This window comes from Chelatococcus asaccharovorans (genome assembly GCF_003201475.1).
GTDB classification, from domain to species: domain Bacteria; phylum Pseudomonadota; class Alphaproteobacteria; order Rhizobiales; family Beijerinckiaceae; genus Chelatococcus; species Chelatococcus asaccharovorans.
Genome location: NZ_QJJK01000008.1, coordinates 262,274 through 281,601 on the forward strand (window position 1 = coordinate 262,274; position 19,328 = coordinate 281,601).

17 protein-coding genes and 1 riboswitch are annotated in these 19,328 nt (G+C 66.1%); of the genes, 7 read left to right on the forward strand and 10 right to left on the reverse strand.

The window, feature by feature from the left end; genetic code table 11:
* Positions 1 to 33 precede the first annotated feature (33 nt).
* Positions 34 to 552, forward strand: a complete 519-nt coding sequence (locus C7450_RS20100) for an invasion associated locus B family protein (protein ID WP_110376381.1) — start codon at positions 34 to 36, stop codon at positions 550 to 552.
* A 37-nt stretch (positions 553 to 589) separates the two neighbouring features.
* Here the strand turns inward: C7450_RS20100 and C7450_RS20105 are convergent, their stop codons facing one another.
* Complete coding sequence (locus C7450_RS20105) at positions 590 to 2,902, reverse strand: glycosyltransferase (protein WP_110376223.1); 2,313 nt, start codon at positions 2,900 to 2,902, stop codon at positions 590 to 592.
* A gap of 2 nt (positions 2,903 to 2,904) precedes the next feature.
* Positions 2,905 to 4,926, reverse strand: a complete 2,022-nt coding sequence (locus C7450_RS20110; protein WP_110376224.1) for a class I SAM-dependent methyltransferase — start codon at positions 4,924 to 4,926, stop codon at positions 2,905 to 2,907.
* Between the two features lie 261 nt (positions 4,927 to 5,187).
* Here C7450_RS20110 and C7450_RS20115 point away from each other — a divergent pair, with 261 nt between their 5' ends.
* The 3 genes from C7450_RS20115 (at position 5,188) to gcvH (ending at position 7,780) form a co-directional block, all read left to right on the forward strand.
* Positions 5,188 to 5,787: a hypothetical protein gene (locus C7450_RS20115; RefSeq protein ID WP_110376225.1), complete on the forward strand. Its 600-nt coding sequence runs from the start codon at positions 5,188 to 5,190 to the stop codon at positions 5,785 to 5,787.
* A gap of 155 nt (positions 5,788 to 5,942) precedes the next feature.
* Positions 5,943 to 6,038: riboswitch (glycine riboswitch) on the forward strand.
* 201 nt (positions 6,039 to 6,239) lie between these two features.
* Entirely contained in the window at positions 6,240 to 7,379 is a 1,140-nt protein-coding gene (gcvT, locus tag C7450_RS20120; protein ID WP_110376226.1) for a glycine cleavage system aminomethyltransferase GcvT, read from the forward strand.
* Between the two features lie 26 nt (positions 7,380 to 7,405).
* Positions 7,406 to 7,780: a glycine cleavage system protein GcvH gene (gene gcvH, locus C7450_RS20125; RefSeq protein ID WP_110376227.1), complete on the forward strand. Its 375-nt coding sequence runs from the start codon at positions 7,406 to 7,408 to the stop codon at positions 7,778 to 7,780.
* Positions 7,781 to 8,017: 237 nt separating this feature from the next.
* On the opposite strand, the gene C7450_RS20130 is transcribed toward gcvH, so the two are convergent.
* The 8 genes from C7450_RS20130 to C7450_RS20170 all read right to left on the reverse strand — a co-directional run bounded on the left by C7450_RS20130 (position 8,018) and on the right by C7450_RS20170 (position 15,850).
* A complete protein-coding gene (locus C7450_RS20130) occupies positions 8,018 to 8,497 on the reverse strand; it encodes a F0F1 ATP synthase subunit B family protein (protein WP_110376228.1) in 480 nt (159 codons plus the stop codon).
* A 3-nt stretch (positions 8,498 to 8,500) separates the two neighbouring features.
* Positions 8,501 to 9,037, reverse strand: coding sequence for a F0F1 ATP synthase subunit B family protein (locus C7450_RS20135; RefSeq protein ID WP_110376229.1), 537 nt, complete (start codon positions 9,035 to 9,037; stop codon positions 8,501 to 8,503).
* An 81-nt stretch (positions 9,038 to 9,118) separates the two neighbouring features.
* The gene (locus C7450_RS20140) at positions 9,119 to 9,346 is read right to left on the reverse strand and encodes a F0F1 ATP synthase subunit C (protein ID WP_110376230.1); all 228 of its coding nucleotides are present in this window, start codon (positions 9,344 to 9,346) and stop codon (positions 9,119 to 9,121) included.
* A gap of 43 nt (positions 9,347 to 9,389) precedes the next feature.
* A complete protein-coding gene (locus tag C7450_RS20145) occupies positions 9,390 to 10,139 on the reverse strand; it encodes a F0F1 ATP synthase subunit A (RefSeq protein WP_110376231.1) in 750 nt (249 codons plus the stop codon).
* 64 nt (positions 10,140 to 10,203) lie between these two features.
* Entirely contained in the window at positions 10,204 to 10,575 is a 372-nt protein-coding gene (locus tag C7450_RS20150; RefSeq protein ID WP_110376232.1) for an AtpZ/AtpI family protein, read from the reverse strand.
* A 246-nt stretch (positions 10,576 to 10,821) separates the two neighbouring features.
* The gene (smc, locus tag C7450_RS20160) at positions 10,822 to 14,283 is read right to left on the reverse strand and encodes a chromosome segregation protein SMC (RefSeq protein WP_110376234.1); all 3,462 of its coding nucleotides are present in this window, start codon (positions 14,281 to 14,283) and stop codon (positions 10,822 to 10,824) included.
* 192 nt (positions 14,284 to 14,475) lie between these two features.
* A complete protein-coding gene (locus C7450_RS20165) occupies positions 14,476 to 15,123 on the reverse strand; it encodes a DsbA family protein (protein ID WP_110376235.1) in 648 nt (215 codons plus the stop codon).
* Positions 15,124 to 15,295: 172 nt separating this feature from the next.
* On the reverse strand, positions 15,296 to 15,850 hold the full coding sequence (locus C7450_RS20170) for a DUF721 domain-containing protein (RefSeq protein WP_110376236.1): 555 nt from the start codon (positions 15,848 to 15,850) through the stop codon (positions 15,296 to 15,298).
* 104 nt (positions 15,851 to 15,954) lie between these two features.
* On the opposite strand from C7450_RS20170, the gene mutY reads away from it, so the two are divergent.
* From mutY to C7450_RS20185, 3 genes are all read left to right on the forward strand, one after another.
* Positions 15,955 to 17,148: an A/G-specific adenine glycosylase gene (gene mutY / locus C7450_RS20175; RefSeq protein ID WP_110376237.1), complete on the forward strand. Its 1,194-nt coding sequence runs from the start codon at positions 15,955 to 15,957 to the stop codon at positions 17,146 to 17,148.
* Positions 17,149 to 17,260: 112 nt separating this feature from the next.
* On the forward strand, positions 17,261 to 17,977 hold the full coding sequence (locus C7450_RS20180; RefSeq protein ID WP_110376238.1) for a FadR/GntR family transcriptional regulator: 717 nt from the start codon (positions 17,261 to 17,263) through the stop codon (positions 17,975 to 17,977).
* Between the two features lie 11 nt (positions 17,978 to 17,988).
* Entirely contained in the window at positions 17,989 to 19,320 is a 1,332-nt protein-coding gene (locus C7450_RS20185) for a CynX/NimT family MFS transporter (RefSeq protein ID WP_110376239.1), read from the forward strand.
* The last annotated feature ends 8 nt before the right edge of the window (positions 19,321 to 19,328 follow it).

Consider the following 19,328-nt stretch of genomic DNA (forward strand, 5'->3'; position numbering starts at 1 on the left):
AGCCATCGCGCACTCCAGGGGGACCAGTCCACCATGCATCGCTGGAAAACCCGCCTCATTCTGGCCTGTCTCGCGTTCATCTCTTCCCTCGCCGTCGCCGGCACGATGAACACCGCGATGGCACAGGGCGCGGTTCGCGGCAGCTACGGCGAATGGCAGATGCGCTGCGAAGTGCCGCCCGGCGCCAAGAACGAGCAATGCGCGCTCGTCCAGAGCGTGGCGGCGGAGGACCGGCCCAATGTCACCCTGCTGGTCATCATCCTGAAGACGGCCGATAACAAAAGCCGCCTGTTGCGGGTCGTTGCCCCGCTCGGGGTGCTGCTGCCGGCCGGGCTCGGGCTGAAGATCGACCAGACGGACGTCGGCCGCGCCGGCTTCGTCCGCTGCCTGACGACGGGCTGCGTGGCGGAGGTGGTCATGGACGACAATCTCACCAATCAGCTTCGTACGGGCAAGGCTGCGACCTTCATCGTCTTCCAGACCCCCGAGGAAGGCATCGGCATTCCGGTCTCCCTGACAGGCTTCGACAAGGGCCTGGAAAGCCTGCCCTGACGCGGACAGGCCATCTGGCCTCGACCGAGGGTCCTCTTCAGAGCCGTGAAAAGCGTCGCGGCCGCTGGCCGGTGCTGACGCGCGACGGCCGGCCGGCCATGAAAGCGACCGCGTCGTCGAGCCAGGAACCCACCACGCGGCGGGCGCGCCACGCATACCATCCGCGTACGGCGCCGCGGGCCAGGCGCCACGCCAGCAACAGGCCGGTGCGCGCCACGATCCGCACCTCCCGCGGTAAACGCGCCCAATAGCCATGGGCCTTGATGGCAGCGCGCATGAAAAGGCCCGATCGCGACACGGCCAGTTCACACTCGAACGCGCGCCTTGCCCGGGCGTCCGCATCCACCGTGGCCGCGAGCGCGAGATAATGCGCGCGATCACGCGGTCCGGGCGACGGCAACCCGCGCAGCATGTCATGGATCAGCAGCGCACGTGCATCCGCCGCCGCCTCGCTTGTGGCAATCATGGATCCTGCCCGGCGCCTGTAGAAAAAATAGACGCCGGTGGTCACGAGACAGCGCACCTCTGCCTGAGAGAGCCTGAGATAGAGATCCCAGTCCTCGTAGGCACTGAGTTCCTCCCGGTAGGGGAAGCGCTGCAACAGCGTCTTCCTGAAAACGGCCGTCGCGGTCGAGAACCTGTTTTCGGTCAGGCCCGCGACGACCGCCTCGCCTGTGAAGATCGCGTAGTCGATGAAATCGGCCCGTTCACCCGGCAGAGGAATCTCATCGGCTCCTGTAAAATAGCCGGCCTGGGTCACCACCACATCATGGTCGGGATTCCGCTCCAGGGCACTGACCGCGAGGGACAGGAAGCCGGGATGCAGGAGATCATCGGCATCAAGCGTGAGGATGTAGTCTCCCGCCGCCTGGGCAATGCCGACGTTGCGGGCATTGGCGAGGCCACGGTTGCACTCCAGCACGATCACCTTGAGGCGCGGATCTTCCTTGCGCTGCAACTGGTCAATTACGCTGCGGCTGGCCTCGTCGGTCGAGGCGTCATCCACCACGACGATCTCGATATTGTCATAGGTCAGCGCGAGGATGCTGCCGAGCGTCTCCGGCAGATAGGAACCGAGATTGAAATGGGGAACGACCACCGACACCAGCGGCTCGCCGGGTTCCGTCCCGTTCACCCCCGGCGCCGCGAGCGGCGTCTCCCACGGCCAGGCTGCCACGGGCGGCTCGACCGGCCGCAGATGGAGCGAGGGCGAAAAGACCCGCTCCAGCGCGTCGGTGAGGCCAAGGGCCGTGCCGTCGAATTTCACGCAGGTCTCGCCGTCGATCCACGGCGTATCCGGACCAAAGGCAGGGTTCCTGCCGTTGAGCACGACACGCGCGCCGAGGAGCGAAGCCTCGTAGGCTGCGAGGCAGAAGGCCTCGACATCGCTCGGCACGACGACGGTGCTCGCGGCGATCATCGCCTGCCTCACCCCCGTCGCAGTGGAGACCTCATTCCACCGGAAACGTGGCGCGAGGTCAGCGGGCACGAGCCGGGCGATCGATTGTCTATAGGCGTCATCAAACCCATGCGCGTTCACGCCGACCGGTCCGGTCACTTCAGGATGACGGCGTAGAAAGCCGGAAACGCCACGCAGGAAGAGGTCCGGGCGCTTGAAGCCTTGCACCTTCGAAACGAAGCGTATGGGCTGGTCGGAAGCGGGGACGATGGTGTCTTTGGCCGGATCGCGCCCATCGAGCAGCACCGGCGGTGCGTGAATGACGAGACGCCGCTCCCACGCCTTCGGATCGAGCCCGAAGACCTCGCGCGTCAGATCCGCAAAGGGCCGCAGCTGACCGACGACGACGTCGCAATCGCGCAGACATTTGCGCTCGAGATCGACGAGATTGAGGTCGCTGCGCGAAACCGCCCGCGCCTCCGCCTGGGCGAGAACCGCGTGAGCCATATGCAAGCGGACCGCAATGACCGCGTCGCCGAGGAAGCGCCGCAGCCGCTGCTCCTGGATGGTCGCGAAGCCGAGCCCGCCCCAGTCGGGAAATTCGACATAGTCGAACGCGTGGCGTGTGGCAGCCTCGGCCAAAGCCTGCTGGATGGCGACCGAGCGCCAATGTTGCTTTGAATGCGTATAGGCATGCGGGGGCGCGACATGGGCGCCGACAAAACGGGCCTGCCGATAGGGATCGTGAGCGGCCGTGTCCACCCGAATGAGGCCGACGTCGGGAAAGAGTTCCGCAAAGCCGTCTGTCGGCGCGGCACAGTCGACGAGGAAGACAAGCGAACGGTTGCGATCCTGAGCGCTCATGCTGACGAGCATATTGTGGATAACCCGGCCGATACCGCCTGGGGAGAAGGGGCTGAGTTCCGTCGTGATGAAGGCGAGCACACCCATGGTCAGAGCTCCAGGAATTCACGGTAGCGCTGGAATGCCACAGCATCGCTCGCGCACTGATAGTCGCTGATCAATTCGCGCCGCTCGGCTACGGGCACCGCGAGTACCGCGTCAATGCGGTCGCGGATCTCGGCGATCGAGGACACGTCGCGGACTTCTGTCAGCCGCACATAGGGGTGGTCCTCAAGCGCATCGAGACAAAGGGGACCGCGCAAGCACGGACGGCCAAGCGCCTGTGCTTCCAGATTGACCATGGGATGGCAGTCGACCAGCGAGACGTTCAGGCAGAGTTCGGCGGCAACAGCCGTTCGCATGCCGCTCTCGCGCCCTTGGTAGCGCTTGAACCGAATGGGCTTTTTCAGCGCCTCGGGCAGGGTCAGATCACGCGCATAGGCCCAGATCTCGGTGATACCCGGGCTGAGGGCCGCTCCCATCGCATTGGCGATGATGTTCTTGCGCCAATGTCCCCAGCCGGGAATGAACGCGACCCCCGGTACCGCGCGCTCCGGCAAAGCCTCGATCCCCACCGACGGCAGCCGCGGCGAGAGGTTGAAAAGAACCGGACGGAAGAGCCGCTTCACCGGCACATCGAAGCCGGCCCTCATCACGTTCAGACGCCTGATCGCGCCGCTCTGCGCCAACCGCAGGGAGGCGAACAGATAGCCACGCTCCGGCTCATGCAGCCACTGCGGCGGGGCGCCGTGATGCACCATGAACATGCGCTCGGCGCAGCCGCGACGCGCCAAGGTTTCCGTGATCGCCAGCATGTTGTCCGAGAGCCCATGAAAGACGATGCGCTCGGGCGCAGAATCGAGAATGTCGCGGGCTATGGCGCTCAGCACGCGGCCGCCCAAGGGACGCTCCGCAGTGATGGCCAGCTTGCGCCCCGGCAGCGATCCGGCGGCGGCGCGGATGCCGAACCATTCCTGATGGAAAACATGCAGGCAGCCCGCGAAATCGGCATTCGCATGCGCATAGCGGATATCGCGGTCCGCATCCCACACCGCGGGAGGCTCTCGCTTCGCCTCAACCGTCGGCTCGCCTGCCTCCACCAATGGCGCTTGCAGAGCCGTTTCGCCGCCTCCGGACGAACGGCCCGAGCGGACGAGCGGCCCAAGCGCATCATCCAGCCGAAGCCGGGCGAGGCGCGCCTCCATCATCTCCGCGTTCCGGCGCTCGAGATGGCCATTCCGCTCAAGGAGATCATGCAGACGCGCCGCGATCAGATCGTCAGCCGGCGCCGGTTCTGGCGCATGACGCGCCCGCGACCTCAGAAGCTCCAGCGCATAGGGGAGCGCTGCGATCTGAAGCCCCTCGAGGCTCAGGACCTTGCCACGCCCCCCCGGCGCCTCGTGATAGGTAAAGCGGCTCCGTCCGGATACCGCAGGGGCTGATAGGACATAGATCCCATGTTGGCCGCCGAGACCATCAAAGATCTCAATATCCCACCTCCCCGCCGCATAGTCCGCGAAGGCATGGGCCCAGCAGCCCGCGTGCCAGTTGTTCTGGAAGAGCGTGGTGGCCACCGCGCGGTTCTCGATGAGAACGAGCCGCCCCTCCTCGGCCGCGAGTTTCTGCGTCAGCTGCTCGAGCAGATTGCGCGCCTGGTCTTCATCGTTGTGGATGAGGACCGAGATCGTGAAGATGATATCGAAGTGCTCGCCGGGAAACGCCGCCTCGACCGTATCGGCGACGCGCACGCGCTCGCGAATCATCGGCGCGAGCGCCGTCGGGGGATGACCAAGAAGGTCCGCGGCCATGGCCTGCGAAAAGTCGTAGCCGTAATACGCAACGCCTTGGAGCGCACTGATCGGCGCCGCCAGCCGTCCGAAGCCGCAACCGAAGTCTAGCACGCGCAAAGCCCTGTCGAGGCGACGGCGACGCCCCTCCCGCATGAGAAACCGAAGCAGCCATTCTTCCTGCAGCCTATAAGCGCTGTTGCCGGACTCTATCCTGTAGGCCTGCTGCCGCTGATAATCGCGGCCGGATTTCTGCTTCCAATACTGCCTATTGGCGATATTCATAGCATCCACCAAAAATATTTCTTATGATAGCTCAAAATATGATAACAATTTATACTCTCGATATATTTAAATGCCTCAATACAATGAACTACATTCCTCTCAGCGCATCAAGACTTTTTCTATATTCACACGCTGCTTGCCGCCGCACGCATGTCGTCTGCCCGTGGGCGCGCCGCCGGTTTGACCACGGCGCTCCCCTATGGCTCTTTGTTCCGATCCAACCTATGCAGAAGCGCTGATGAACTGGCAGGGAGATCGTGAATGGTTGTGATGGCTCGAGACCGGCATCATGTCAGGCCGGCCCTTCGGGGCGGTGCAATCGCTTTGGCAGCCGGCCTGGCGTTGGCGGGCTGCTCATCCTCCTCGGGAACATCGAGCAGCGGCTCTTCGGTCGGCAATTTCCTCCTCTATGGCGGTGCCACCGTCCCGCCCGAGTCGGCTGTGCCGGAATATGAGGTCGTCTGCCCCAAGGTCGACGTCACGGAGGGCGGCTCGGCTATCCGGGCGGGCGGCGACAACCCGCGCTATCAGGTTTCGATTACCGATCTTGCCCGCGAATGCACCATGACCGGGGGTGGTGGATACAACCTGAAGGTCGGGGTTGAGGCGCTCGCGCTGCTCGGCTCCGCTGGCAATGTCGGCCGCATCACGGTTCCTGTGCATTTCACCGTGAAACGCGGCGATACGATCGTCGCCAATCGCACGCGCACGACCGCGGTTTCCTTCGCCGCGGGTGAAACCCAGGCCGCCTTCACGGTTGTCGAGGACGGCATCAACGTTCCCGCCGGCGAAGGCGAAGTCACCATTGCGGTCGGCCTTGGCAATGCCCCCGCCCAAGCCGCGACGCGTCGCCGCCGCTAGAGCAAGTCCGTCTTTTGCGGACTTGCTCCACTCCAAAATAAACGAGCAAATTCGCCGGCTTGGATAGCATCGGCTGATTCGATCCAAGCCGGATTTGCTCTAAGGCCAATAGACGATTGACAGATCAGGCTGAGGCCTTATGACGATGACTGTCGTTCATTCCAGCGGAAGAGTCCGGACCGCGCCACGGTCCGGCGCCGAAGGCGCAACCACCCCGGAAACGCTCAGGCACAAGGGACCGCACGGGATTTGACACTCTGGAAAGCGGGTGGCCTCACCGGCCGCTCCACCGACGGGGGTAATCGCTGGGGGGTGTATCGCAGCCGCCCCAGCGGGAAATCTCTCAGGTCCACAGACAGAGGGGGTGCGCATGGATCCGGTTTCCATTGGGACCGGATGCCCTTTTGGGCAATTATAGCCATGAGCGTCCCTTTTTTGTGGAAGGATCTGGAATGGCGGGCCAGTCGAACGACGACCTCCCTTTGCGTACCCCGCTCTATGAGCGGCATGTTGCTCTCGGTGCCCGGATGGCGCCCTTCGCCGGCTACGATATGCCGATCCAGTACGGCAAGGGCATTCTGCACGAACATCTTCATACTCGGGCATCCGCCGGCCTGTTCGATGTCTCGCATATGGGCCAGGCCCTCCTCGTCGGTCCCGACCATCGAACGACCGCGGCCGCGCTGGAGACCCTTGTTCCCGCGGACATTGCAGGGCTCGGGCTCGGTCGCCAGCGCTATACCCAGTTCCTCAACGAGCAGGGCGGCATCCTCGACGACCTCATGGTCTCGCGCGGGCCGGACCCGGCCGACGACGGCAAGCTCGTGCTTGTCGTCAACGCGGGTTGCAAGGAGGCCGACTACGTCCACCTCGACCTGAACCTGCCGGACGGCGTGAAGCTCGAGCGCCGCGACGACAAGGCGCTTCTCGCGCTCCAGGGGCCGCAGGCGGTTGCCGTTCTCGCCCGCTATGACGAGGCAGCCACGGCGATGGGCTTCATGACGGTCGCCTCGCTCACGATCGGGGGCATCCCGGTCTTCGTCTCCCGCTCCGGCTACACTGGCGAGGACGGCTTCGAGATCTCTGTCGCCAATAGCGATGCCGTGGCGCTCTGGGACCTTCTCCTGAGCAATCCGGAGGTCGAGCCGGTCGGCCTCGGCGCGCGTGATTCGCTCAGGCTTGAGGCGGGCCTCTGCCTGTACGGGCATGACATCAACCAGGAGACATCCCCGGTCGAGGCCGGTCTCACCTGGTCCATCCAGAAGCGGCGGCGCACGGACGGCGGTTTCCCCGGCTATCGCCGCATCATGCGCGAGCTGGCCGAAGGCACCCTGCGCCAGCGTGTCGGCATTCAGCCCCAGGGCCGCGCGCCTGCGCGCGAAGGGACTGAGATCATGGACATGAACGGCGAACTGATCGGCGAGGTCACCTCGGGCGGTTTCGGCCCGACCGCCGAGGGCCCGATCGCAATGGGCTATGTCGCCCGTGATTTCGCCGGCGTCGGCACGGACGTTCAGCTCTCGGTCCGCGGCAAGCTGCTGCCCGCGAGCCTCGTCCCCCTTCCTTTCGTCGCCCACCGCTACAAGCGCTGATCTACAACAGCTTTCCGGAGACAGACATGACGACGCGTTATTCAAAGGACCATGAATACGTCCGCCTCGACGGTGAAACAGCAACGGTCGGCATCACCGACTATGCCCAGGAGCAGCTTGGCGACGTCGTCTTCGTGGAACTCCCCGAGATCGGCAAGACCTTCGCCAAGGGCGATGACGCCGCTGTCGTGGAGAGCGTGAAGGCGGCAAGCGAGGTCTATGCACCGCTCGCGGGCGAGGTCGTGGCGATCAATCCCGAGCTCGAGGCCGCGCCGGGAACCATCAACGAGGATCCCACCGGCAAGGGCTGGTTCTTCAAGATGAAACTCGCCGATCCGGCAGAGTTCGAAAGCCTGATGAGCGAGAGTGACTATCAGGACTTCCTGAAATCGATCGGCTGATCGCCGCGCGATTTTCCGCCCGCCTACAGCCAGCCCCCTCGGCGCAAGCCGGGGTTTTTCATTCGACGGCCAGTCGTGCCTTCCCAGGCGTTCCTTCCCAGGCATTCCTTCCCAGGCGTTCCTTCCCAGGCGTTCCTTGGCGGCGCGCAGGAGAAGCCGGCACTCACGCAAAAAGCCCGGCGCTGGGGACCAGAGCCGGGCTTCTTATTTCAACCGGAGCGATGCGCGCAGGCGCGATCAGTTCAGCTTGGACCGGAGATCTGCAAGGCTCGATGCGAAAATGGCCCCACCGGTCTCCCCCTTGACCGCGTCCTTCAGGACCGTCTCGGAGGCCTTCAAGGCGGCATCGATGGCGGCAGCCCGCACTTCCGCCGTGGCCTGAGCCTCGGCCTGGGCGATCTTCGCCTCGGCGGAAGCCGTACGACGCGCAACGAATTCGCTCATCCGCTGATGGGCCTCGGCGGCAACGCGTTCCGCCTCTTCCTTGGCGGAGGCGACGATATCGGCGGCTTCCTTCTCCGCCGCAGCGCGCTTGGCCTGATATTCCTTCAGAAGCGCTTCGGCCTCGGCACGAAAGCGCTTGGCCTCTTCAAGCTCGTCGGAGATGCGCTTGCTGCGGGCGTCGAGCCCGGCAACAGCGGCCCGGCCGCCGCCAAGATAGAGCGCCAGAACGAGGAAGAGGACGAATGCGACGGCAGCCCAGAAAGTAGCGTCCATAACCTACCCCTTCAAGGCTGTCTTGACAGCCGCGGAGACCTGCTCCTGAGGCGGCTTGTTCCCGAGAACACGTTGAAGAATGGCATCCGCGGTATCGGTCGCGATGCCCTCGACATGCGTCAGCGCGGCTGACTTCGTCTCGGAGATGACCTTCTCGGCCGCCGCAAGCTTTTCGGCCAGCGCGGCATCGAGTTCGCGACGCTTGGCGTCGGTTTCAGCCTTCAAACGCTGGTGCGTTTCCGCCGCGATCGCCTGCGAACGGGACTTTGCGTCCGACAGCGCCGCCTCATAGGCAAGGCCGGCGGCCTCCGCCTCCTTCTTGGCGGCGATCGCCTCACGCAGGTCGCCCTGAATCTTGTCGTGCCGCAGCGCAATGATTCCACCGATACGCGGCAGCGCCACCTTCGCGAGGAACCAGTAAAGCAGAGCGAATGTCACCGCCAACCAAAACAGCTGCGACGCAAACGTCTCGCTTTGAAACGGCGGGAATGCGCCGCCACCATGGGCTGCTTCGGCCCCAGTCGTGACCGGTTCGGCCATTCGTCAACTCCGCATCGCGCGATGACCTCCGGAACCCATGTTCCGAAGGTCGGATCGCCATCACGTCAATCTCGTTTCGCCTCAGACGGCGAAGAGCAGAAGCAGTGCGACGAGCAGCGAGAAGATGCCGAGCGCTTCCGTCAGCGCGAAGCCGAGAAGCAGGGTCGGGCGCTGGCCGTCGGCGGCAGAGGGGTTGCGCAGGGCGCCGGCGAAGAACTGGCCGAAGAGGTTGCCGAGGCCGATGGCGGCGCCGGCCATACCGAGGCACGCGAGACCCGCGCCGATGTACTTTGCTGCAACAGGATCCATCTGTAGTGCTCCTTGGGAGATGGCGGAAAAACCGGCCGGCGTATCAGTGGCCGGGATGCAGGGCGTCGTGCAGATAAATGCTGGTCAGCACGGCGAAGACATAGGCCTGCAGAACCGCAACGAGCACCTCAAGCGCAGTCAACGCAACGGTGAAGATGAGCGGTAGAGGCGACAGGATGGCGAGGAAGCCCTGGGCGAGCAGGATCGTGACGAAGCCCGCGAAGATCTTCAGGGCGATGTGGCCCGCCAGCATGTTGGCGAAAAGACGAACGGCGAGGCTGATCGGGCGTGAGAGGAACGACACGACCTCGACGGCGACGAGAAGCGGCAAAAGCCAGCCCGGAACGCCCGACGGCACAAACAGCTTCAGGAAACCGACGCCGTGCTTGGCGAAGCCATAGACGATCACGACGCCGATGACGAGGAGGGAGAGCGCCCCCGTGACGACGATCTGGCTCGTCACGGTGAAGGCGTAGGGCAGGAGCCCGAGCACGTTCGCCATGAGAATGAAGCTGAACAGCGAAAAGACGAACGGCAGGAAGACCATGCCGTCCTTGCCCGCGGATTGCCGCACCGTATTGGCGACGAATTCGTAGAGCATCTCGCCGAGGCTTTGCAGCCGCCCGGGCACCATGGAGCGCTGGCTCGAGGTCAGCAGAAGAAAGACCATCACGATTCCCACCGCCGCAACCATGAAGGCAGCGGAATTGGTGAAGTGAATCGGCGACTCGCTGACGTGGAAAAGCGGACCCGAAAGGGGCTTAATCTGGAACTGTTCGGTGGGACTGGCCATTGGCCGCTCGGCTCCCGCTTCCATGTCTGCGCCGGCTGACCGACGCACTCCGCCTAACCCAAGATCAGGATCGCTTGTTCTTCGATTCCGATCTCACGAACCCGGCTGCCCGCATGACGTTCAACACGCCCGCAACGAAACCGAGCAAGAGCAGGACCATCAGTCCCCACGGCCTGGTGCCGAAGAACTGGTCCACTCCCCATCCAAGGCCCGCCCCGACGACGACGCCGGATACGAACTCCCCGGCAAGCCGCATGGCGCTTGCAAGTGACGAGGCATCGGCCTTGCCACCGGCACCGCCCTCCTCCGAAGAGGACCGGCTCGCCTTCTCCGCCACAGCGAGCCTGTCACCGAGATCATGGAGCCGCTTGGCAAGCTCCTTGTCCCTGGATCCTGCCGGGCCATTCGTCCCGGATGGCGGCGTATCACCAGCCATGACAGATCCTTAGAAATGACGGCGCGCGACGGCGCAGACAGATGACGTCCATGTACACAAACGTCAAGCCGGCACTCTTTTTGAGGGTGTCGGCGCGAAGTTCAAGGCTCCATGAACGCGGCGCACAATAGTGAGCGACCGGGAGAGTGTCAAGAATGCGGCGAAAAACAATAAGACGTTGATATACAATGGGAAATTTCAAGATCCGCCGCACCTGGGTGAAATACGTCCCCACCCCATCCAACATTAGCTCGCTTCAAGGATGCGTTCGGCCACTTCCAGATCGACCGACACGAGCTGCGAGACGCCGCGCTCGGCCATCGTCACCCCGAACAACCGGTCCATCTGCGCCATGGTGATGGGATTGTGGGTGATGACGATGAACCGCGTCTCCGTCTGCCGCGCCATGTCGCGCAGAAGCTGGCAATAACGCTCGACATTGGCATCATCGAGGGGGGCGTCCACTTCGTCCAGAACACAGACGGGCGACGGATTCGTGAGGAACACGGCGAAGATGAGCGCAGTCGCCGTCAGGGCCTGTTCACCGCCGGACAGGAGCGTCATCACCTGCGGCTTCTTGCCGGGCGGGCGCACGAGAATCTCGAGGCCGGCCTCGAGCGGATCATCCGAATCAATCAGCGTCAGCTCGGCGGTGCCGCCACCGAAGAGACTCGTGAACAAGCGCTGGAAATGGCCGTTGACGATGTCAAACGCGGCCAGCAGGCGCTCGCGGCCCTCGCGATTGAGGTTGCCGATCGCCTGACGCAGGCGGCGAATCGCTTCCGTCAGATCACTGCGCTCGTCGTTGAGGCCGTCGCGCTTCTCTTCAGCCTCCGCCAGCTCCATTTCAGCGCGCAGATTGACCGCGCCGAGCCGCTCGCGATCGGCCTTGAGATCGCCAAGCCGCGTCTCCACGGTCTGGGCGGGCGGCAGCTCCGCGTCGACAGCCACCCCGGCCTGCTCATGCAAGGTGGCCGGTGACGTCTCCAGCGTGTCGGCGACACTGTGCGTCACCTCCGCGAGCCTGGTGCGCGCGGCCTCCAGGCGTGCTTCCGTTGCCGCGCGCGCCTCGCGGGTTGTCCCCAGCTCATCGAGCGCGACCTTGGCAAGCCGGTCGGCCGCCACGAGCGCCTGTTCGGCCTCGGCGAGGCGATCGGCGGCCGCCTGGCGGCGCTCTTCCGCCGCGGCGATCTCGGACAGGAGCGCACGCCGGCGCAACAGGAAGGTGTCGGGCATGTCGGCGAGCTGGTCGAGCTCGGTCTCGGTCGCCGCGCGACGCTCGGCAAGCTCCTCAGCCGCTTCCGCCGCGCGTGTCGCGCGCGCCGTCCAGGCATCGATCTCGGCCGCGATGGCCGCATGGCGCTGACGGCGTAATTCCGCCTCACGCTGCTGGCTCTGCACCTTGGCGCGTATGTCGGCCGTCGCGCTGCGCTGGGCGGCGACGATCGCCGTGGCGCTATCAAGCCGTCCCTGGATCTCCGGCAGGGTGTCGAGTTCGTCGAGCCCCGCATCGATCTCGGCGATTCGCGCCCGCCCTTCTTCCTCCGCTATCCGCAGCCGGCTATGGGCCTCAACCAGTCCGAGACGGCGTGCCGCCGCCGCCGCCGCATTGCGCTCGGCCGTGTTGAAGGCCTCGCGTGCCCGGTCCACCTCGCGGCGGGCGGTGCGTTCCGCTTCGATGGCCGCGGCCTCTCGCCGGCTCGCCTCGGCCACAGCCTCACGGGCCTCGCGCACATGCTCCGCCGCTTCTTCCGCGGCCAAGCGCGCCTCTGCCGCATCGACCTCGAGCTCGGCCAGACGATTGCGTTCGGCGAGCCGCCGCGCGGCGGGGGACGGCGCCTCGGCAGCAACCGTAAGGCCATCCCAGCGCCAAAGGTCCCCGTCCGGTGACACGAGCCGCTGCCCCGGCTTCAGCGCCTGCCGCAGCCGCTCTCCGTCACTCCGCGACACCACCCCGATCTGGCGGAGCCGGCGGGCCAGCGCGGACGGTCCTTCGACCATCTCCGTCAGCGGCGCCACGCCGTCCGGAAGCGCCGGGTCCTCCCCGGCCATGGCCGAGACGTCAGCCCAGTGCGACGGTGCGGCGGGATCGACGGGGGCATCGAGGTCCTCCCCGAGGGCGGCCGCGAGGGCGGTCTCGTAGCCCTTCCTCACCGTCACCGCGTCGATGACACCCTGCCAGGGGCCATCCGCCGGGGCCGCGACCAGCTTGGCGAGTGTCCGCGCCTCCGTGTCCAGGCGCTGGGCGCGACGTTCCAGCTCGGCCGCGGGGCCCGCGGCGCTGGCCTCACGCTCACGCGCCGCCTCAACGGCCAGCCGGGCCTCGGCCCCCATATCCTCAGCGATGGCAAACCGCTCTTCCGCAAAGGCGAGTGCCTCGCGCAGCGGCTCAAGAGCGTCCGCTCCACCCAGGCTGTCGTCGAGTTCGGCGAGTTGTCCCTCGATCACCTCACGGTCATGCACGGCGCGCTCGACACGGGTCTGTTCGTCCCGCAAGGATCGCTCGAGGGATGCACGCGTCGCGCCGGTCTCCGCCAGTTCCGCCTGCAAGACGGCCAATTCGCGCTCGGCGCCGGCCAAACGCGCCTCCGCTGCCACCAATTCCGCCTTGAGCGCCCTGTCCGTCTCGCCCGTGTCGCCGGCGACAGCGCTGAGTTCGTCCTGTTCGCCGCGCAACTTCAGAAGCGTCGTCGCCGCGTCGTGACCGGAGGCCTGCTCGCGCGCCAGATCGCGGTCGATTTCCACCAGCCGCCGCTCCAACTCGGTCTGGCGCTCGCGGGATCGGCGCTCCTCGCCGTCGAGATCGTTGCGGGCGAGCGTGAGCCGCTGCAAGGCGGCGGCCGCCTCGACCTCCGCCTGCCGCAGGCCGGGCAACGCATGGGCCGCGATGGCCTGGGCCTTGGCGGCCTCCGCCTGCGCCTGTGTGCGCTCCGCCACCAGCCGCACCTCGGCGGCCAGCGCCTGCTCGGATTGCATCACCGCGGCGCGGGCCTCGGTGAAGGCGATCAGCAGCAGCAGCGCCTCAAGCTTGCGGATATCGGCCGAAAGCAGGCGGTAGCGCTGGGCCTGCCGCCCCTGCCGCCGCAGCGCATCGACCTGCGCCTCGATCTCGCCCATGACATCATCGAGGCGCAGCAGATTGTCCTCCGCCGCCTTCAGACGCAGTTCGGCCTCGTGTCGGCGCGTGTGCAGGCCGGCGACGCCAGCCGCATCCTCCAGGATCCGGCGGCGGGCCTGGGGCTTGGCCGCGATGATCTCGCCGATCTGCCCCTGGCGCACCATGGCGTGGGAGCGCGCACCGGTCGCCGCGTCGGCAAACAGGAGCTGCACGTCCCGGGCCCGCACCTCGCGGCCGTTGATGCGGTAGGAGGAGCCCGACTCGCGCTCGATCCGCCGCATGATCTCCAGGGAATCGGAATCATTGAAGGCCGCGGGCGCCGTGCGCGCGCTGTTGTCGACGACGACCATCACCTCGGCGCTGTTGCGCGCCGGCCGGCCGTTGGTGCCCGCGAAGATGACGTCGTCCATGCCTGACGCGCGCAGGGACTTGTACGAGCTTTCGCCCATCACCCAGCGCAGCGCCTCGACGAGATTCGACTTGCCGCAGCCGTTCGGCCCGACGACCCCCGTGAGGCCAGGCTCGATCAGGAACTCGGATGGCTCCACGAAGGACTTGAAGCCCGCGATCTTGAGACGGGTGAGCTTCATGCCAGGCCCTGACCGTACAGCGGACGGGAGCGAACAGCCCCGAAGCGCGGCGACAGTCCCCAGGCCTTCAGGATGCGTCGAGAGGCCGCAACAGGCCGTGCTGCCTCAGATACGTCATCCTGTCCCGCGAGATAATCGGCGCGAGGCTCCAACCACGTCGGAGCCCGCGCCGCCACGCACGCCGCGTGATCCTTACCCGCCGACCAGGGGGTTAAGAATCTGCTCCAGACGGTCAACCGAAATCGCTCCGTTCTCAACCTTCCCATTGATGAAGAAGGTCGGCGTGGCATTGACGCCAAGCTTGTTGGCGCCGTTATCCCTCACCCAGTTCACCGCATCATAGGTTTTCTGATCCTTCAAGCAGGCTTCGAAACTTTCCTGTGTGAAACCGGCCTGCTTGGCCAGTTGCAGCAAGGCGTCGAGCGGCTTGTCGGTGAAGGCCCAGTTGCGCTGCTGGTCGAAAAGCAGATCCGTCACGGCGTAGTATTTGTCGTTGCCGGCGCAACGGGCCAGCATGAAGCCGGCGGTCGCCAGCGGATCGAGGGGAAACTCGCGCAGGATGAAGCGCACCTTGCCGGTGTCGATATATTTCGACTTCAGCGTCGGGAAGGTCGCCTCGTGAAAATTCGCGCAATGCGAGCATGTCAGCGACGCATATTCAATGATCGTGACCTTGGCATCGGGCGAGCCAAGCACGACATCGCCGAGCGGCCCCTGGGCATTGAGGTCCGTCGGGGATTGCGCCATGGCCGACTGCAGGGAAAGCCCCGGGAGACCTATGACGCCTGCGGCAAGAGCACCGACGAGGCAAGCGGCGAAAGTGCGACGGCTGAGCGTCATCGCGATAGTCTCCTTGGATAGGGCGCCGCCCCGCGGCGGCAAGTCGGATCTAGAGTGTCTGCACCAAAAGGCAACTCTCACGGCGCACACCATAGATAGGGCAACGGATCTGGCAAGCGGCCGTTCAGTCACGGTTGCGTGCAATCCGGGCGGAAGGACGACGGCGCGCGAATCAGCGGGACAAAACCGCTTGGCCCAGCCGCCGCAATGCCGCCTGAAGTTTTTCGTCGCCCACGTCGGCGACATGGTCCTCGACGGCGCGCGCATCCGCCGGCGAGAGGTGCCGGGGCGGATCGGCGACAATGGGCCTGCGCTGCAGCGGCCCCTGGCGCAGGGCGAGGCGCGCGACGCAGCGCCAGCCGAAATGGCTGTTGACCCGCTCGATGACCACGGGCGCCATATGCTGCAACTCCAGCGCGAAAGCCCCCGTGACGCGCACGACAAGCGTCGCGGGTTCGGCCTCCTCGGCGTAGCGCCGCCTCGATCCGCCGGGCCAATCGAGCCTGACCGGCTCGGCATGGCGCGCCAACCGCTCCCCGACGATGTCCGGCCATGCCATGATGATATCGGCCGCCGCAAAGCCCTGCTTGGCAAGCACCGGCGCGATACAGCCATCCACAAGATCGGCCAGCGGCTTGGCGATATACCGTGCATGCGGCCGCCCGAAGGCGCCCGTTGCGCCACGGTTCGGCACGAATCGCTGGCCAGGCGGGACAGACCGCGTCATAGCTCGCCCCAAGGGCTCAACCGAATGCCCCCCATCAGCGCGTCAGCACGACAGGGACGACAGACCCCTAGCCGGACCGCGAACGCGTCGTTACAGATCACAGCATGGTAGACACCGAAGCCGCTCCCGTGAAGTCCGCTCGCAAGACAGCTGGCACAACCGCCGGCACGACCGCGCGACGGGGGCGCCCCTCACAGCCGGCTGCCGTTCAGGCCGATCTCCTCGCGCCGGCCGTCGGCACGGGCCTTGCGGAGGCCGCCGGTCTCCTTGCCTGGTATGATCGCCATCGGCGCGACCTGCCCTGGCGGGCGAAGCCCGGCGAGACGGCCGATCCCTACCGCGTTTGGCTGTCCGAGATCATGCTGCAGCAGACCACCGTGACGGCGGTGAAGCCCTATTTCGACCGCTTCCTGCAGCGCTTCCCGACGGTCGGCGACCTCGCGCGCGCGCCACAGGAGGCGGTGATGCAGGCCTGGGCCGGGCTCGGCTACTATTCCCGCGCCCGCAACCTGCATGCCTGCGCCCAGATGGTCGTGGCACGCCACGGGGGGCATTTCCCCGCCGATATCGACCAATTGCGCGCCCTCCCCGGCATCGGCGCCTATACCGCGGCGGCGGTGGGAGCGATCGCTTTCGGCATCCCCGCCGCCGCAGTCGACGGCAATGTCGAGCGGGTGCTGGCGCGGCTCTATGCGGTCGAAGAGCCCTTGCCGAAGGCCAAGCCGCTGTTCCACGCGCTCGCCCAGGCGCTCGTCCCCTCTGCGCGCGCCGGGGATTTCGCCCAGGCCTTCATGGATCTTGGCGCGACGATCTGCACGCCAAAGCGGCCGGCCTGCGTGCTGTGCCCGTGGTCCGCTCCCTGCATGGCGCGTGCGGCCGGCACAGCCGAGACCTTTCCCCGCAAGGCCGCCAAGAAGGAAGGCACGCTCCGCCTTGGCGCGAGCTTCGTGGCGGTGCGCGCTGATGGCGCCGTGCTGTTGCGCACCCGCCCGCCGGAGGGCCTGCTCGGCGGCATGGCCGAACTGCCCGGCAGCCCCTGGACACCGGACGGCCCGAACGGCGACATCCTTGCGCATGCCCCGCTCCAGGCGCGCTGGGCCACGTTGAACGGCACGGTCCGCCATGTCTTCACACATTTTCCGCTGGAATTGACGGTGCTGCGTGCCGACGTTCCCCGGAAGACGCCGGCTCCTACGGGGATGCGCTGGGTCGCCGCCGCCGAGCTCGACACCGAGGCCCTGCCCAGCCTGATGCGGAAAGTGCTGGTGAAGGCGCGTATCGAGATCCGTCCGGTATAAAACAGACTTTGCCGCATTTTAGCGACGATTGCCTTATCGCGTCGGTAAGACCTCGTGTCGATCATGGAGAACCTGGGCACCCGCTTGCGCGGGGCCGGATGGACCGAGATCGATGCTGACCGCCGCGAACCGCCGCTCCCTCGTCGACAATACCATCGACAGCATCCGCGCCGCGATCCTGGCCGGCACATGGCCGATAGGCGCGCGCGTGCCGACGGAAACCGAGCTCGCAAGCCTCCTGGCGGTCAGCCGCAACACGGTCCGGGAGGCGGTGAGCGCGCTTGCCCACAGTGGCCTCCTCGAGGTTCGCCAAGGCGACGGCACCTACGTGCGCAGCCAGACCGACGCCACCGCCCTGCCGCGGGTTCTCAGCGAAGCGAGCCCCGACGAACGGCTCGACCTATGGCGCGCGCTCGATGAGACCCTGGCGCGGCTGGCGGCCGAGCGCCGCGATTTCGAGGATATCGCCCGTATCGCCACCGCCATCGATGAGATGTTCGAGTCGATGAAAATCGGCAGTACTGCCGGGCGCGACTTGCGCCGCTTTCACAGTTCGGTGGCCGATGCGGCCCACAATAAGGCCTTCTCCGCGCTCTACCGGATCATTCTCTCATCCATCAGTACACTTTCGCCGTCCGGACAAAATCTGCTAGAAGCGGAAAGTGACGCTGGTGCGGTCGTCTCGACGCAGGATGAATATCAAGCACTGCTCGACGCCATCATCGGCCAGTCTCCGCAAGATGCCGCGCGGGCCGCGCGACATCTCGTCGACCGTTTTGTCACGGCCGTGGCCGGGCCTCAGGCGGAAGACCCTTCTCCGCCTTCCTGAAAGCTGGTGCAATGACGACAGAGGTGGCGGGATCAACCGCGCCCGGTTTACCCCAAGGACAGACCGCGCCCACTCTCGCGGACGAACTTCTCCCCGAAGCCGAACTGGTCGAGCCACCTCAAGGTCCCGCAGCCCCCGCGGGGGTGCCGCGATGGTGGCTTGCCGTCGTGCTTGTCCTCGTCTCGATCAACCTGAGACCTGCGCTCTCCAGCGTCGGTTCCGTACTCGAGGAACTGATGCGCGACACCGGCGCGTCCGCCGCTTTCGTCAGCGTTCTCACGACCCTGCCGGTGCTGTGCCTCGGCGCGTTCGGCCTTGCCGCTCCGCCGCTGGCGCGCCGCTTCGGCACAGAGAGGGTGGTGTTGGTCACCCTGCTCGCCATGGCCGCCGGCCTTGCGCTCCGCCTTTTCCCGTCATTTCTCCCGCTCATCGGCAGCACGGTTGTCGCCGGCGCGGCAATCGGCATCATCGGTGTGCTGATGCCCGGGCTCGTGAAGCGGGATTTTCCCAAGCACGCCAGCCTGATGACCGGTGTGTACACCATGGCGCTCTGCGCGGGCGGCGCGCTTGGCGCCGGCGCAACCGTCCCGCTCGCCAAGGCTTTCGACAGCTGGCCAGCCGCGCTCGCCTTCTGGGCCGCACCGGCGGTCCTCGCCGCCATCCTGTGGTGGCCATCGATCCCCAAGCGACGTGCCGATCAGCCCAAACCGGTCCAATATGCGGTCACCGGCCTGTGGCGGGACCGCCTGGCCTGGCAGGTCACGCTCTTCACCGGCCTGCAGTCCCTGCTCGCCTATATCGTCTTCGGCTGGCTTATCCAGATCCTGCGTGACCGCGGCCTCGACGCCATGACGGCCGGGCTCACCGTGTCCGGATCAGTGCTCGCCCAGGTGCCGGCGGCGCTGATCGTGCCGATCCTCGCCGCGCGACGGCGCGACCAGCGCGGCATGATCATCCTCATCATGACCATCGGGCTCATGGGCATGCTCGGCTGCCTGTTCGCGCCCCTCTCCACCGTTGCCTTCTGGGCCCTGCTTCTCGGCATCGGCCAGGGTGGAAATTTTGCGCTCGCGCTGCTCACCATCGTCCTGCGATCGCCTGATTCCCATGTCGCCGCGCGCCTGTCGAGCATGGCGCAGAGCGTCGGCTACACGCTGGCCGCGACGGGGCCCTTCGCGACGGGGCTCCTGCATAGCTGGACGGGATCCTGGGACAGCGTCGCCCTGCTCTACTTGGGCGTGACGATCGCGGGCATGGCCTGCGGACTGGGCGCAGGGCGCGCGCGGCATGTGAATGTCACGGTGACGCCGCTGCCGCAAAGGACGACCGTTTCCGGCGCCTGAGGTGCCGG